The sequence below is a fragment of the Pseudovibrio denitrificans JCM 12308 genome, assembly GCF_001310815.1.
Taxonomy (GTDB): Bacteria; Pseudomonadota; Alphaproteobacteria; order Rhizobiales; family Stappiaceae; genus Pseudovibrio; species Pseudovibrio denitrificans.
Genome location: NZ_BAZK01000008.1, coordinates 281,893 through 297,377, shown reverse-complemented (window position 1 = coordinate 297,377; position 15,485 = coordinate 281,893). Strand labels below are relative to the sequence as shown.

The following is a 15,485-nucleotide window of genomic DNA, read 5'->3' as shown; positions in this document are numbered from 1 at the left end:
GGCGTTTTAGCAGGTTTGCTTTAAAAAAGTAATATTTATAATATTGAACTATTAAATGATTGGAGTATATAAAGCGCAACAGAACGGAGTGAAGATATGTCCAAGTCAGTTGTGATTTATGGTGGTGGTGTTGCCGGTGCGGTCCTTGCCACGCAGCTTGCAAAGCACGCAAAAGTGCAGCTTGTGAGTCCGCTTGATTATTTTGAGGTGCCCATGGCGATGCCGCGGGTGGCTGTGCAGTCAGACTATGCCCATCAGGCGGTTATCCCGTTTCACTCCTTTCTAACGGGCGTGGATTTCATTCACGGCAAACTGGAGCGCTTCACTGGAGAGACCGGGCATGTGGTGTCAACGGATGGCACAGAGCGCGCTATTCAGGCGGACATCTCCATTCTTGCCACTGGCAGTCGTTATCCCTCTGACCTGATCCGGCCGATTGAGGGCTCCACGAAAGAGCGGCATGCGATGTTCAAATCAACCCACGGCGCCATTGAGGCTGCTCAGAAGATCCTGCTGGTTGGTGGTGGCCCGGTTGGGATTGAACTGGCCGGTGAAATCAGTGAGAGCTTTCCGGGCAAATCCGTAACTCTGGTGGAATCCAGCAGTGAGGTGTTGAAGGGAACCTCCCGCAAAACGGCCAATCATGCGGTGAAGGTGCTGCAGCAGCGCGGGGTCAAGTTCATGCTCGGCGAGCGGGTGCTTTCGCCGGAGCCGTCCTCCTCCCAAAAAGCAGAGGCCGGGCAAGCCAAGCTCTCGAGTGGGGCTGTGGTGGAGTATGACCTGATCATCTGGTGTATCGGTGGCAAACCCAACACGGACTACATGCAGCAGGATCTGGCTCATCTGCTGGACGCACGCGGTTACATCGCCGTTGAAGAAACGTTCCAGATGAAGGGCAAGATCAACGTGTTTGCTCTTGGTGACGTCGCCGGGATCGATGAGGTGAAGAAGGCGCTTTATGTGCGCGGACATGTGAAGACTGTGGCTCACAACGTGCAGCAATTGCTCAAGAACCCGCAGGCGAAGCTGAAGAGCTACAAGCCCAAAACCAACGACACCATGATGCTGGTCACTCTTGGTAGTGAGGGCGGTGTTGCGGATATTCCGCCGGTTGGCACTGTAAAGGCAAACTGGTTTGCGCGCATGGCCAAGGCGAAGACCATGCTGGTCCCCATGTGCCGCAAAGCGCTCGGCGCCTCCGCGAAGGCTTAGGGGCAGCTTCATGAAACTGGGAATACTGGGCGCTTCCGGCTTTGTAGGCCGGGAGCTGTGCAAAGCCGCGCTTGCGCAAGGACATGACGTGCGAGCCCTCGTCCGCAGCGCGCGCTCTGCTGAGCAGGTGCCGGAGGGTGTTGAGGTGATCTTCGGTGATTACTTCAGTGCTGCAAGCCTGCGGGAACTAGTGGACGGCGTCGACGCCGTGCTCACCACCATCGGCCCACCAGAAACACGGCGCTCACCGCTGAAACCTGCGGACTTTGAAAAAGCCATGCAGCAGCTTGTGGCAGCGATGCAAGAGGCTAGCGTAAGTCGCGTGATCCATCTGGCAAGCGCAGGTACGCGGTACGGTGAGGAGCCGCTCACTCTCAGCCGCAAACTGATGCGCTCCATTCTCAGCGTGATCGTGCCAGTGGTGATCCCTTCTAAGGAAGCGGAACTGCGCGTGCTGGCAGAGTCCGGCCTCAACTGGACCTCCATTCGCCCACCGTTGATCGCCGCCAATGTGAAAGGCCAGCTGCAAACCAGCGAAACGGAAACACAAGGCTTCCGTGTAGACGTCACCCAGCTCTGCGCCTTCATGCTGCGGGCGGTTCACGATGAGCGCTGGTTCAAAACTGCGCCGTTTGTGGGGACGCGGTAGTCGTCCCGTCCATTAAGCCTCTGCCTCAGAGCGCTCTTCCAACAGAGCTGCTTCCTGCTCTGCTGATAGGCCACACTTCAGCGGAATATCCCACCGTGACCGATCCCACGCAAGCAACGGCTCAAGCGTTTCGGAAAGGGGCCGACAGGTCAATCCTGCGGCCTCTGCGCGGGCGGTGTCCACGTTCATGAAGTGTGTGTAGTCGGAGGCCGAAGGGATCATGACGGGAAGATCCGTCCACGGCTGAATGTCAGCTTCCAGAATGTGTTCCTCGTCCACCCACTTCAGGCGAGCAGGAGAGCCGGAGACTGAGATGATCTGCTGAAGCATATCGCCCAGTTGCATTGGTGCGCTGGTCACATTCCAGATCCCACCGCGTTTTTCCTCTGCGCAGGCCAGGGCAAAACTAGCCGCATCCCGCACATCAATCATCTGCACATTTCGGGAGGCTGGAGCAGGGGCTGGTACCTCTGGCTTGTCAGCTGTGGCCTGATCAATCCGGCGGACCCACCAGGTTAACCGATCCGTATAATCTCCCGCACCGACCAGCAGACCTACACGCAGAGACGTCACTCGATCTCCAAGCGTGTCCTCCGCCTCAAGCTCACAAGCGCGCTTGAGGCGTCCATAAGAGGCACCGTAGGAGTTCGCTGAGCTGCGATCCTGCGGGTCCAGATTGCGGGCCAATGCCAGATCATCCTCAGTTGGAAGCGGCACCGCATCTTGCTCATTCAGCAAGGGCTTGGTGAAGGTTCCATAGGCGGAGATGGAGGAGATGAACACGTAGCGCTGCAGGTTGTCTCCCAGCGCTTCAAGCAGATGGCGTACGGCGCCCGGTTCAAACGCGCAGGTGTCGAAAGCCCAGTCGAACTGCTGCTCCTGCAAGATGCTCAGATCACCATGCCGATCTGCAGCGATTGCCGTCACACCAGCTGGCAGAGAGCGACTGGTGTTGCCGCGCACCAACACGGACACTTCGTGCCCTGCGCTGGCAAGTGCCTCTGTTAGTGCACCGCCTAAAAATCCCGTTCCACCAACAACCAAAACCCGCATGATGTTCTCCCCATTCGTGCACCCAACCTAGCGGGATGTATGTGTTTGTCCAGCCACACCTTCAGGTTTCACAACCAGAGCAATGTTGACCAACCGATGAGGCTCTGATATCTCCCCAGCCCTCAGCTGCAGCAATAGGTGCGCAGCACAGTATGGAGCGAACCATGTCTTTCCGTGTTTCGCCCTTCAAAGGGCACTGATCCTTTTCAGAGCCAGCGCTAGCGGCCTGTAGGATCTTCTTTCGAGCCAACGCTCGGAAACACTCTCAAGAACTATAGGCCATTTTCATGGGCAATTTACGCTTGGATTGTGCGGGCAGCGCTACAGTTGCGCCTGCGCCAATCCATCGATTTTACGGGACTTCCGCCTGGATCCTTGGGGATGCAGAAGTCCAACTCAATAAACTTGCGCAGCTTGAGGCGGTCCACCAGATCGCAGCGTTTCCTGATCTTCATCCCGGTCCAGTGGGGGTTGCCATCCTGTCTGACAGGGTGCACCCGCACATGATCGGCAATGACATCGGCTGCGGCATGACTGTGTTCCGCACCTCCTTAAGCGCTCACAAGCTGAAGCCGCAAAAGCTGGCGGACCGCTTGCGCGCGTTGCAGGACTACACGGATCCGGTTGAGGGGCAGGCGCATTTGCGCAGTGCCGGCTTGCCGGATGATCTTGCAGTCACGGCCATTGGCACCATCGGTGGTGGCAACCACTTCTGCGAAGTGCAGATTCTGGCGGAAACGCAGGATGTGGAGCTTGCTGCCAAAGCAGGTGTTGCCAAAGGTGACGTGCTGCTTTTCGTTCACTCCGGCTCCCGCTCCTTTGGGGCCAGCATCTTTGCGGACTATGCAGAGGTTGGTTCGGAAGGGCTGGCCGCAGAGGATGAGCGCACTACGGCTTACCTCAAACTGCATGATCTGGCTGTGCGATGGGCAAGCCTGAACCGTCAAATGATTGCAGAACGAGCAGCCGCTGCTCTGCGTTGTGATGTGGAGCTGGTGGTCGACAGCAGCCATAACCTCATTGAGCGCTATGGCGATGGCTTCCTGCATCGCAAAGGGGCTGCAAAAGCGGATGTGGACCTTGTTCCGCTGGCTGGCTCTCGCGATGCAAAGAGCTATCTGCTGAAGCCAACCGGCAACAAACGGGAGGCCTTGGCATCTCTGGCACATGGAGCGGGGCGTAAGTACGACCGAGCTCCATGCATGGCCGGATTGCCAAGCAGAAATCAGTTCGCAATGCCTTGTCACGTACCTCTTACGGAGGTCGTGTGGTCTGTGAGGACAAACAGCTCCTCGTGGAAGAAGCACCACAAGCCTACAAGAACTCTGAGGATGTTCTTGCGCAGCTGGTTGAGGCAGAGCTGGCCACGTGTGTGGGGGTGATGACACCTGTCGTTACGTTCAAAACCGCGCGCGGTGCAGAAGAGCGGAGGAGCAAGCGATGACGGAGAAAACATCCGTTCGTCTGCTGTTGTCATCTGGAGATGGGCCTGCGGAATGCAGGCTCGCGCTTTGCCACAGCGTTGCAGCCATGGAGAAAACAGCCAAAAAGCTTGGGCTCTCCTTTGCAAGTGATCCGGACCGCGCTGACCTTTCCGCAAATGTTGCTTCTGCTGAAGTGACACTTGCAGGTGAGGGGGCCAAGGCTTTTGCCAGGGCATGGTGCGGCACGATCAAATGGACTTGCCAGAGCCCGTTCCGCCCCAACCATAAACGGCAGAATTGGTTCATCGGCGTCTATGAGCTACCAGTCTCAGCAGCAGAAGCTGGAGAGTTCCACGCAGAAGATCTGCGCTTTGAAACTCTGCGGGCTGGTGGGCCGGGTGGGCAGCACCAGAACAAGACCGAAAGTGCAGTGCGGGTCACCCACGTGCCCACAGGTCTTTCTGTTGTGGCGCGGGACGAACGCTCCCAACACCGCAACAAGCAGATTGCCATACAGCGTTTGCAGGAAAAGCTCTCAGGTCTTTCAGCGGAAGAAGGTGCACGCCTGCGGAAATCCGAGCGCTTGCTCCATCACCAACTGGAGCGCGGCAATCCGGTAAGGTGCTTCAAAGGAGAGCGGTTTAAGGAAGTCTGATCTCAACAACCCGAAAGCGCCTCTTTATGATGGCGCTTTCGGGCTCAGATTCGATGCGGTGAGAAAAACCAAGATGACTGATATTGTGAACGGCCTGCTGGTGCAGAACGGTCGTGTTCTCATGGGCCTGCGCTCTGCATCGCGAAAAAACTATCCCGGCCTCTGGAGCTTTGTGGGTGGGCACGTTGAAGACGGAGAAACGCTGGAGCAGGCTCTTATCAGAGAGCTTGGTGAGGAAGTTGGCGTCAAAGCGCAGCGGTTTGCGAAGGTCTTCGAGTTTACAGCTCCGACCCCAAGCGGTGAGGGCTCAGTCACCTTTCATATGTTCACGGTTGACCAATGGCAGGGCACGCCTGAGAACCTGGGCGATGAGCACTCTGAGGTGCGATGGGTGGCGTTCGAGGAAGCGATCAGACTGCCTGATCTTGCCTTTGCCGAATACCAAAATGTCTTTGAGAAACTGAAAGAAGGCGGAGCGCTTCAATAGCACTCCTGAAGGTTAACTCTGGCTCTCCTGCTGGGCTTCCGGGACAGCGATTTTGCGACCCCATTTGATGTTGGACCAAACCAGCTCATGCAGGAAATAGAAGATAAAGCCGAGGATGGAGCTGACAATTGCAATGCTTCCGCCCACGGTGACTGAGCCGGTAAACACAAAGCCGATCAACGTCATAGAGACGAGGCCCATGACCTGCCAGGTAACTGATTTTGTAAAAATACGTGAGGCTGAATCCATCTGCGAAATCCGGGTAAGAATGTAAGTCCTATCTTCGTTGCTACCGGAAAAAATGCGGATTGGACATTTGGTATTTGAGCTGCAATAAATTCATTTTGGTGATTTTATTCTGCAATGGTGATTATCATGGACAAGCGTGACAGAGCTGTTTTGTTTAAAAACCGTCTGACGGAGGCCATGGTGCAGGCGGATGTGACGCGCAGCCAGCTGGCCCGAAATGCCGGTGTGGATCGCTCCACCATCGGCCAGTTGCTGAACAACGAAATCCCACGCCTGCCCAACAGCCAGTTGCTGGCAGACCTTGCAGCGTCCCTCGGCGTGAGTGCCGACTGGTTGCTAGGGTTGACCAACAGACCGGAGCGTCCCGGTGATATCATCGCGGCAGCCATGGCAATGAGCCCGGCAGAGCGCTCTTCTGTCGATGAGCAGATCCTCAACTGGCACAAGGAAGCAACCGGCCTGAAAGTGCGCCACGTGCCCGCCACCCTGCCGGATATCTTAAAAACAGACAGAATGCTGGCCTGGGAGTACGCCTCATTTCGTGGGTTGGATGCGGAAGAAGTGGTGGGCTCCATTCGCGGCCAGCTGGATTGGCTGCGCTCGCGCCAGTCGGATTACGAAATCTCCATACCACTGCATGAGATACAGGCCTGCGCTCAGGGCATTGGCTACTATGCGCATCTGGAAGAAGACACCCGCCGAGAGCAACTGCAGTTTGTTGCGGACACCTGTCGCCAGATGTTCCCACGGCTCCGCTTGTTCCTGTTTGATGCGCACAAGGTGTTCAGCGCCCCTATCACTATCTTCGGCCCCAATCTGGCGGTGATCTATGTGGGTCAGTATTACCTCGCCTTCCGCGAGGCAGAGCGTGTCAGCTCCCTGACCGACCACTTCGACTGGCTTGTGCGCGAGGCCTCCGTTGATGCCAGAGATGTGGCGGATTACGTGGAGACGCTCATTCAGTAGTCTGGCTGTTATGCTGTTCGTTGACAGATCTGCTGCCTTTGCGGTGCGGCCAGATGCAGTGCTCCTCCAACACCATCGATCACCGCAAACACCAGCAGGAGTGTGTGAGGAGAGAGGGCATAGGCCCAAAGCATGGAGGCAGCGAAGAAGAGCCGCAATACGCCTTCATATCTGCCGATGGAAACTGAATAGTTGCGCCAACGCCAAATCGCCCAGCCCGTTCCCAATACACCGAGCATCTGCCCGAACAGCAGTTGAACTGGTAGGAAAACAGGCCATGCCTGACCTCCAAGCGCCACATTGAGGTTGCTCAACGTTTCTATGTGGGCACTGTTGATGAAGGGGACAGCAAAAGGTGCCAGCGCCAAAACATCATAGATGCAAAAGAACCTGAATATTCGTTGGTAACTGCTTTGAGAAAACATGATGCACTCTTTGGAAATTTTGAGTTTGAGCTGAGGAGGCACAGGCGCAATTGCTCATGCTCCGGTTAGCGTAGAACCGGATGATCCTAAATTTCCAGAGGGGTTACTTGATAAATTAGAAAAATCTAATATTAAGCTGTGGATTAAGTGACTTCCGTTCTCTTAATAGGTGTTTCCCATAGTTCTCCAGGGACATTGCGGTCTCTCAGGCACGAGAAGATCTTGGCGGTGAACAGCAGGCCGAGAGCGAGTTCAAAGGTGCTCAGAGAGATCCAGATGAGCTGAAGCGCCCCTTCCTCGATGCTCCAGTTGTAGGCGATCAGGTAGGAGGCAGGAACGCTGCCAAACCACATGGTGAGGATGCGGGTTTTGAAGACAAACGTGTTCTGATGAAAGCTCTGCAACATACCGCTGGCGATGAAAGACACAGCAAACGCAACCGCATAGTACCAGATGTGTGAGGTGACGGAGACGGAGAGCTCGAAGATATCCTGCCCGTAACTGCCAAGAGAGAATAGCGAGGTGATCTCCCGGTCAAAGCTTTGCAGGATCACCGTAACAATCGCCACATAGGAAAACGCGACAAACAGAGAAGCGCTGATGATCTTGGGGATGCGATCATACTGGTTGCGGCCAATGGCCTGCGAGGACAGAATCGTCGCCCCATTGGCGATGCCAACCACAGGCACGATGCCGATGTAATTGAGGATCACGTTGAAGTTGTTGGCCGCCAGCGCCGTGGTGCCCACAATGGCGACGGCCCAGATGATCGCGGTATTGCCGATCTCGTCTGTGCTGTCATGGGCGCCAAGGGGCATGCCACGCTTGAACAGGGCGAGGACATCAAGCGCTCGCCGGGATTTGCTGAGCAAGGCCCGGGCTTCACTCCAGGCCGCAACCCGCAAGGCGCGGGGTGTTTTGCGGAGATAGACAATCAGCACCGCCAGAGAGCCGAGCACCGTGCCAATGGCAGACCCAGCCATACCCAACTCAGGGAAGCCGTAGGCACCAAACACCAGCAGATAGGTCATCGGCATGGCGACCAACTGCCCAGCAAGGCTGGCTTTGAAGATGAGGCGGGTGTTGCCGATGGCGCCGAAGTAACAGCTGGCAGCGCTATCCAAAATCATGATGGAGCCAAACAGCATGGCCCAGCTGAGGTAGACATTTTCCAGCGCAACCACTTCGTCTGGTCTGCCGCTGAGCTGGGAGATGTTCATCAGCAACGGCAATGTGAGAATGAGGCCCAACACGCACAGAATGGCGATGGCAAACAGCCGGCCCCCCATTTTATGGGCTGCTTCAATCCCGCTGCGTGCATATGCTTCAGCTATCACTGAGCGGCCAATTTGCGTGACACCAGAGAAGAAGGAGATTGCGGACATGCCCATGAAGACAGCGGGGCCGGAAGCCGTGAGCGTCTGTTCTGAATAGGCGGCGAGACACAGTCGATCTACAATCATCATCAGAGTCCGGCCAGACATAGCCAGCATCAATGGACCTGAAATGCGCAGAACCCGCGTCAGTTCATGATGAAACAGCGGAAATCTAAGCAATTAGAAAATGTACCTTACGGAAATAAAACTAAAAATCGAAATCAGTATATATAGCTATCAAAGGTTGTAGAGACACTTTTACGCGATGCTCATGGCTATACACAGAATGAATGCATGTGTTGCTGGGGTGCCACAAATGGCTTAGGTCGCTACGTTTTTGAGCCTCGCCAGCTAAGCGGGCGAGGCTCAAGAATTGTCTTGTAGCAGACTACAAGAGCTCACAATCAGGCCTTCGCCGCCTGTTCTTTCTCGTTTATTGGTTCCCCAAAGTAAGCGCGATACATGAACATGACGATGGCGAAGATGCCCCAGCCGAAGACCAGATCTCCCGGAACACGAGCCCAGACCAACGCGGTCATCACTGGACCGTGGATTGTCTCCGGTGCACGGGCAAGCCAGTAGCTCTCAGTAAAGCTGATATAGGCTGATAGATGCCCTGTGGGATCAGGGAGAGCGCCAGCATCATGGCCAGACCGATGTTGAGCCCCCAGAACGCCTGTTGCAGCCACTTGTCGCTCCAGCGATTGTCCGGAATGAGTGAGCGCAGGCAGAACAGCATCAACCCAATGCCCAGTAAGCCATAAACCCCGAACATGGCCGCGTGACCGTGCGCTGGTGTGGAGTTGAGGCCCTGCATGTAATAGAGCGCCAGTGGAGGGTTGATGAAGAAGCCGAGCAAACCGGCACCAACAAGGTTCCAGAACAGAACGGAGGCGAAGAAGTTGAGCGGCCATTTGTAATGCTCGATCCACTTGGTGTTCTGCTCCAGTTTGTGAGTTTGGTAGGCCTCAAAGCCAATCACCAGCAGTGGCACAACTTCCAGTGCGGAGAATACGGCGCCCAGTGCCAGCACGCCAATCGGTGTGCCGCTCCAGTAGAGGTGGTGGAACGTGCCCAGCACACCGCCGGACATGAAGATAATAGTGGCGAAGATCACCGCAACCGCGGCGGTAGATGCACGGAGCAGCTTCAGGTTGACGAAGATGAGTGCGATGATGGCTGTCGCAAACACCTCAAAGACGCCCTCAACCCATAAATGCACCACCCACCAGCGCCAGTATTCCATAACGCTGATATGCGTGTTCTGCCCCCAGAACAGACCAGCACCGTAGAGCAGGCCGATTGCGGTGGCAGAGAGCAATGTCAAGGCGATAAGGCTGCGGTTGTGGCCGCCTTTGAGGGCTGGATAAAGCGCACGCAGTACAAGCACCAGCCAGAGCAGGAGCCCGATGAAGAGGAAGATCTGCCAGAAACGGACCCAGATCAACATACTCATAGCCCTGATGACCAAACCAGAAGTTCATGGTGCGGGAGAAGAACTGGTTCACCCCAAGCCACTCACCCGCAAACGAGCCCACCACGATGATGATGAGGCAGATCCAGAGGAAGTTGACGCCGAGTGTTTGATAGGCGGGATCCTTGCCGGAAAGCAGTGGGGCCATGAACAGGCCTGTGCCTAGCCATGCTGTCGCGATCCAGAACACAGCGAGCTGCGTGTGCCAGGTGCGGGAGATGGAGTAAGGAATGATTTCGGCCAGCGGAATGCCATAAAGATCCTGACCTTCAACAGCATAGTGCGCCGTGAGGATGCCAAGCGCGACCTGCGCAATCATGAGGCCCACAACCACCCAGAAGTATTTGGCTGTCGCCCGCATAGAAGGGGTTATCTTCACATTCGCCAGAGGGTTCTTTGCAGCAGCGCCGCCTTCCGGAATGATCCGCTCACGCCACAGATCGTACTGGCGAACGTAGTAGAAGCACAGCGCACCGGCACAGCCAAGTAGCAAGAGGATACTGATGATGGTCCATATGAACGCAGCACCGCTTGGTTGATTGCCAACCAGTGGTTCATGAGGCCAGTTGCTGGTGTAGGTGATGGTGTCATCTGGACGGTTGGTCACTGAACTCCAGGAGGTCCAGAAGAAGAAGGCGGAGAGTTTTTGGGCTTGTTCGGGAGTGATCAGAATGTTGGGAGGAAAGGCATAATCATCGCGAAGGTTTTGCCCGTCGATGTTGTCGTAGGAGGCAAACAGTCGTGTGAAATGATCTTCCACCTGTTTGACAGCTGTAGCCCGATCATCTGAAATGGTGATGGTCTCATTGGCTGGATTGTAGCGATTGCGCCGCATCTCCTCTTCAATGAGAACCTGAAGGAAAGCCTTTTGCTCATCACTTGGTGGGGTGTAGCCTGTGCCGACCCGTGCCCGGTGAAAAACATCCCGCAGTGCCAGCGCTTCTCTGTGCAGCCAGTCCGTGGACCAGTCCGGCGCCACGTAGCTGCCATGCCCCCAGATGCTACCTTGCTGCATACCGCCCAAAGATTGCCAGACGTTCTGGCCTTCTTCGATGTCATCTTTCGTGTAGATCACATCGCCGCTGTCTGAGACCACCATATTGGGAATAGGTGGTTTCATGCGGTAGATTTCAGCGCCAAAAAAGAGAAGGACACCAAAGGCGAGGACCATGCCCACGCCGAGAAGTATCCAAAGCCGTTTGAGTGAAAAGGTTACATCATAGTCCTTGTCAAACATGGCTTGCTGCTCCTGACCTTCGGGGGAAACACTGGCTTGCGTTTCAAATCAGATTATCAATCTGATTCAGGCCGTGCCTCCCTCAAAGTTAGGAGAGGCGTTCAGGTGGCAGCGGGTAGCATGTCACTTTGACTTTTTTGCGGTTCATTGGCCAAACGGCTGCGCAGCAGCTCACCTTCGCCCTCAACAATCGGGTAGGCCACAGTGGTCAACAGCGCGTTCAGGTATTTCAGATCGCTGATGGTTTCCAGATGGATGGAGCTGGTGGTCCGGCTGGATTTGCGGTTCTGGCTCAGGCGGCGCAGGTGTGCTTCGCGGCTCTTGTACTCCAGCTCACGCACCAGCACTTTGCGGGAAACAAGATCCCGTGCCAGATCCGGATCGCGGGTGATGAGCACGCGCAGGGAGATTTGCAGGTTTTGCAGCACGGCAGCGTGCAGGTCCTTAATTTCCTTCCAGCCTTCCTGAGAGAACTCCTTGTTCAGACCAGAAATCTTCTCAGCCAGCACCAGCAGGTTACGCTGAATGACATCGCCCATCTGTTCCAGACAGACACAGTAGTTCATGAGCTCAGTATACTTCTGATAGTCCTCATCGCTCATGGACTGGGTGGTCACATCCGTCAGGTATTCTTTGATGGAACGGTGCAGATCATCAATCTCATCGTCCATCTTCATCAGTCGTTTGGCTGTTTGCGCATCATCTCCGCGGAACACCACCATCACGCCGCGCAGCATGGCTTCCACCTTCTCACTCATATGCAGCATTTCGCGCGTGGCCGCATTGAAGGCAAGGTCAGGTGTTTCCAGCAGTTTACGGTCCAGCAGGCTGAGCCGTTCCATGACGGCGTCTTCCTCTGACTGGCCAGCACTGTCGGAAATGATGAGCTTGGTCAGTCGGGCTACAAGGCCGATTGTCGGAATGCCGAGCAGGACAACACCCAGGTTGAAGCCACTGTGGAAGTTGGCGATGGCGCGGGCCGGGTCATCACCCAGCATATCGAGGGTGAGCACATCAAAGTGCATGAGAAGCAGGGTGATCAGCACACCGGCCACACGGAAGATCATGTTGCCAAGCGGCACACGGCGCACTTCAGCGCTGTCGCTCATGGTGAGTACCAGTGGAATAATACTGGAGCCGATGTTGGCACCCAGAATGAAGAGCAGTGCGCCTTCCATTGGCAGAACGCCGGTGCTTGCCAGTGTCATGATCATCAGCACAACAGCAACAGAAGAGTGCAGCAGCCAGGTGAGGGCAGCAGCGGTGATGATCGCCACAAACGGATCACCAATCAGCAGATTCAGGATGACTGGCAGAGAGCCACTTTCGCGCAGAGGTTCAGAAGCCATGCTGATGAAGGACAATGCGATCAACATCTGGCCTACACCGATGATGATACGGCCTGTCTGGCGCATGGTGCGCGTACTGCCGCGGGAGAACAGAGCGCCGCCCACAACGAGACAGACCGGCAGCAGCCAGCTCAGGTCGAGGGAAAGCACCTGCACGACCATCGTGGAGCCTAGATCCGCACCCAGCATGATGGCAAGGCCTGCGGCCAGTGTGATGGAGCCTTTGCTGATGAACCCACGTGCAAGAATGGCCGTCGCGTCGCACTTTGCAAAATGATGGAAACCAGAAAGCCAGTGGTGAAGCTGGTGTAACGGTTTTTGGAGGCCTGCTGCATCCAGCCCTGAAACTTCTGGCCAACCGCGCGCTCAACGCCAGTCCGGATCATTCTGGTTGCCCAAAACAATAGGGAAATACCTGCAGCAAGGTGTAGAAGTATTTCAAAACTGCTCATCACAGCCTCCGGATTCAGCTCTCGCGGTTATTAATAGGAGGCTCACTTAAACGCAGTTGTCGTGGTGTGCGGCAAAGGTCTTTAAGCAGATGTTGTCGGACTATCAGAATATGCGAGATCCCTCGCTTCCCCCGGAAATGACGAGAGGGAAAGCAAGTGATCGCATCGCGCGCCTTGGGAGCTCTTGCGGATTCTTGAAATCGATCCGGCAACTAAAATTAGCCACCTCAATGATTTGATAAATAACTTAAGACAGTTATGTCGATAACTCAATATGTTAAGCTCAATTATGGCGAGAAATTTACGCAATAAGTGCGTTTTTTGAGGTCTCTCGTGATCACTTTGCTATTGGGCAACCAATTCCTTCGAATAAGTCCAACCTATTGAATTTTATGAATTAATGTTAGTTGGCAAAGTAATCGCGAGTCGCTGCTTGAAAATGCGCACGAGGTGCGTTTTCCCCAGCCTCTCACAAAAGCGTAATGTGGCGACTATTTTGCTGAATTTCCGTTATCTGACTCGCTTTTGCCTGAGTTTGGGGAAGACTGCTGCATGTAAGGGGTTGGTTGATCAGGTCCCCTTAAGAGCAATGTTTCAAACTCAAGAGCTGATCAGAGAGCACGACAGGATATCTCCAAGCTTGTGCGGAGATTACCTAGGCGTTTTCTACTGAATCAGGTTAGTAGTTTCTCATAGCAGATCACCTATCAAGTTTTATGGTAACAATTACTTTGAGGCTTCTATGAGTTTTACGCGCACCATCATGCTGGCTTTGCCTATGGCTCTGTTGCTTGGCACTTCTGTGCAGGCGGCGGATGAGCCGACAGAAGAGCAAGTCACCACAATTGCCAAATGCGTTGAAGAAAAGGGCGGCGGTTATCCGGCGATGGCCTGTTTTGGTGAGGTGATGGAACAGTGCATCGGCACCAAGTATCAGAACAGCCACATGATCTACTGCGCCGTGCAGGAGTATGCGGTGTGGGATCAACGCCTCAACGCAGCTTACTATGAGATTATGGATATTGCGAGCACCAATGTGAAAGCAAGCCTGAAGAATGCGCAGCGCAACTGGATAAAGTTCCGCGATGACACCTGCTCGGCCAATGCGCTGATCTATGAAGGCGGCACCCACGCCCCACTTACCATGTCGGTTTGCATGGGGGATCAAACAGCGGTGCGCAGCTTGCAGCTTGAGCAGTTTCTTGCTGAAGTTGGTCCTCACTGACGAACATGGCCTCTCTCTTTAAAGGGGCCAATATTTAGGAATAGCAGTACAGGCCAATGTGTTTAGGCTGAGCGGATGCTCGTCTCTTAAGGTCTGTGCTGATGAAAAAAGTTCTGATCCATATCGGTGCGCACACAACAGGTTCTACCGCGCTCCAGCAGCAACTCTATGCTAAGGATCCGGAGCGTTTTGTAGACCCCGCGCACTTTGAAAACAGCCGCTTCATGAAGCTCTATGAGGATCGCTTGGTCAAACCCAAGGCGTCTCAGTTGGCGGAGCTGTTTCAGGAAGCCGTTTACCGGCCTGATATGGAGACCTACCGGCTTTCCTGCGAACGTTTGATGGGCAGGCCTTTTCAAAAAGGCGGCTTCTATCCACATCTGAAACGTTATGTGCAACTGGTGGAAGGGCTGCAGCGGGCCGATGTTTCCGTGAGAACGCTTGTGGTTCTGCGCGATAGAACAGACTTCCTGATCTCCTGCTTTCTACAAAGCCAGACGGGGTATGCTTCACGCAACAACTTCCATGAGTTTGCCAATCTGGCTGTGACGGATGCCTTCTCCTGGCAAGCCATTGCGGATCAGCTGGATAACGCTGGCACCACCTTCCTGCCCTGGGAAGCTGTTGAGACCAAAGCCTCTGAGCTGGCAGGGCAGTTCAACAAGTTCTTTGAGTTGAAGTTGCTTGGAGGCGAAGACCTGACAGAGTGCACCGAACAGCCTCACCCTGACCCGGGCCTTTCCGTGATCCAGCATCTGGCGAAAATTGAGGATGAAGGCTTGCGGGCACATCTGATGAAATGTGCTGCAGAGTATTGCCGCCAGGGCGACAGGGCCGCGGTGATCTCGGAAGATCTGGAAGGGATTTATCGTCGGCATTTTTTGGAAGGTGATATTGCGTTCGCCAAAGCTAACTATCCCAGTCCTTTCCGCAAAATCTATTCACAGACGAAATCGGTGGCAGAGCAGTTCTGGTTTGCATTCGCTACAGATGATGCTTGATCAGCTTTAAGCGCAGTGTTTGGTGTCACCTACTGCAATTTCCGTTGTAACCAGAAAGGCTTGAATAAGCGGGCAAAGCAAGATGCGTGAGCTTGCTTGCGGTGAGCGTGCGTGAAATGAACAGCCTTGGGTGTGGGCGAGCCGCTGATTATCTGTAAGCCAGCCATCATAACGCCAAACTCACGCCGGTTTTACTGTACCGTCAGCAATGCGCTGGCATAGTGTGCAAATCACTCAACTGACAGGAGAAT

Annotated in this window: 14 protein-coding genes and 3 pseudogenes; 9 read left to right on the top strand and 8 right to left on the bottom strand. The window is 54.8% G+C overall.

Features of this window, described 5'->3' with window-relative positions; all coding sequences use genetic code 11:
* Positions 1-96: 96 nt before the first annotated feature.
* Together JCM12308_RS12890 and JCM12308_RS12885 are read left to right on the top strand one after the other, a co-directional pair.
* Positions 97-1,212, top strand: coding sequence for an NAD(P)/FAD-dependent oxidoreductase (locus JCM12308_RS12890; RefSeq protein ID WP_054783995.1), 1,116 nt, complete (start codon positions 97-99; stop codon positions 1,210-1,212).
* Between the two features lie 10 nt (positions 1,213-1,222).
* Positions 1,223-1,861 (top strand): NAD(P)-dependent oxidoreductase, encoded by a 639-nt coding sequence (locus tag JCM12308_RS12885; protein ID WP_054783994.1) that lies wholly within the window; start codon positions 1,223-1,225, stop codon positions 1,859-1,861.
* Positions 1,862-1,873: 12 nt separating this feature from the next.
* On the opposite strand, the gene JCM12308_RS12880 is transcribed toward JCM12308_RS12885, so the two are convergent.
* On the bottom strand, positions 1,874-2,914 hold the full coding sequence (locus tag JCM12308_RS12880; RefSeq protein ID WP_054783993.1) for an NAD-dependent epimerase/dehydratase family protein: 1,041 nt from the start codon (positions 2,912-2,914) through the stop codon (positions 1,874-1,876).
* Between the two features lie 287 nt (positions 2,915-3,201).
* On the opposite strand from JCM12308_RS12880, the pseudogene JCM12308_RS12875 reads away from it, so the two are divergent.
* The 4 genes and pseudogenes from JCM12308_RS12875 to JCM12308_RS12865 form a co-directional block, all read left to right on the top strand.
* Positions 3,202-4,098 (top strand): annotated as a pseudogene (locus JCM12308_RS12875) (RtcB family protein); the annotation flags it as partial.
* 14 nt (positions 4,099-4,112) lie between these two features.
* Positions 4,113-4,358 carry an RtcB family protein gene (locus JCM12308_RS32300; protein WP_280138372.1) on the top strand — a complete coding sequence of 82 codons (246 nt, stop codon included), beginning with the start codon at positions 4,113-4,115 and terminating at the stop codon, positions 4,356-4,358.
* Complete coding sequence (gene prfH, locus JCM12308_RS12870) at positions 4,355-4,993, top strand: peptide chain release factor H (RefSeq protein WP_054783992.1); 639 nt, start codon at positions 4,355-4,357, stop codon at positions 4,991-4,993. Before JCM12308_RS32300 ends, prfH begins: the two co-directional genes overlap by 4 nt.
* Before the next feature lie 73 nt (positions 4,994-5,066).
* Positions 5,067-5,480: an NUDIX domain-containing protein gene (locus JCM12308_RS12865; protein ID WP_054783991.1), complete on the top strand. Its 414-nt coding sequence runs from the start codon at positions 5,067-5,069 to the stop codon at positions 5,478-5,480.
* A gap of 12 nt (positions 5,481-5,492) precedes the next feature.
* Here the strand turns inward: JCM12308_RS12865 and JCM12308_RS12860 are convergent, their stop codons facing one another.
* Positions 5,493-5,729 carry a DUF2061 domain-containing protein gene (locus JCM12308_RS12860; protein ID WP_054783990.1) on the bottom strand — a complete coding sequence of 79 codons (237 nt, stop codon included), beginning with the start codon at positions 5,727-5,729 and terminating at the stop codon, positions 5,493-5,495.
* 126 nt (positions 5,730-5,855) lie between these two features.
* Between JCM12308_RS12860 and JCM12308_RS12855 the strand changes: the two genes are divergently transcribed.
* Entirely contained in the window at positions 5,856-6,695 is an 840-nt protein-coding gene (locus JCM12308_RS12855) for a helix-turn-helix domain-containing protein (protein WP_054784080.1), read from the top strand.
* A gap of 8 nt (positions 6,696-6,703) precedes the next feature.
* Here JCM12308_RS12855 and JCM12308_RS12850 read toward each other — a convergent pair whose 3' ends face one another.
* The 6 genes and pseudogenes from JCM12308_RS12850 to JCM12308_RS31545 form a co-directional block, all read right to left on the bottom strand.
* A complete protein-coding gene (locus JCM12308_RS12850; RefSeq protein ID WP_054784079.1) occupies positions 6,704-7,120 on the bottom strand; it encodes a hypothetical protein in 417 nt (138 codons plus the stop codon).
* Positions 7,121-7,263: 143 nt separating this feature from the next.
* Positions 7,264-8,613 (bottom strand): MATE family efflux transporter, encoded by a 1,350-nt coding sequence (locus tag JCM12308_RS12845; RefSeq protein WP_054783989.1) that lies wholly within the window; start codon positions 8,611-8,613, stop codon positions 7,264-7,266.
* 287 nt (positions 8,614-8,900) lie between these two features.
* Positions 8,901-9,035, bottom strand: a complete 135-nt coding sequence (locus tag JCM12308_RS32295) for a hypothetical protein (protein ID WP_280138371.1) — start codon at positions 9,033-9,035, stop codon at positions 8,901-8,903.
* Positions 9,035-11,069, bottom strand: a pseudogene (locus tag JCM12308_RS33000) (nitric-oxide reductase large subunit). The gene JCM12308_RS32295 and the pseudogene JCM12308_RS33000 overlap by 1 nt, the downstream one beginning before the upstream one ends.
* A 239-nt stretch (positions 11,070-11,308) precedes the next feature.
* Entirely contained in the window at positions 11,309-11,929 is a 621-nt protein-coding gene (locus JCM12308_RS31550) for a PhoU domain-containing protein (protein WP_244271904.1), read from the bottom strand.
* A gap of 231 nt (positions 11,930-12,160) precedes the next feature.
* A pseudogene (locus tag JCM12308_RS31545) lies at positions 12,161-12,942 on the bottom strand (Na/Pi cotransporter family protein); the annotation flags it as partial.
* An 808-nt stretch (positions 12,943-13,750) separates the two neighbouring features.
* Here JCM12308_RS31545 and JCM12308_RS12830 point away from each other — a divergent pair.
* Positions 13,751-14,233 carry a lysozyme inhibitor LprI family protein gene (locus tag JCM12308_RS12830; RefSeq protein WP_054783988.1) on the top strand — a complete coding sequence of 161 codons (483 nt, stop codon included), beginning with the start codon at positions 13,751-13,753 and terminating at the stop codon, positions 14,231-14,233.
* Positions 14,234-14,334: 101 nt separating this feature from the next.
* Positions 14,335-15,234, top strand: coding sequence for a hypothetical protein (locus JCM12308_RS12825; protein WP_054783987.1), 900 nt, complete (start codon positions 14,335-14,337; stop codon positions 15,232-15,234).
* Positions 15,235-15,485: the final 251 nt, after the last annotated feature.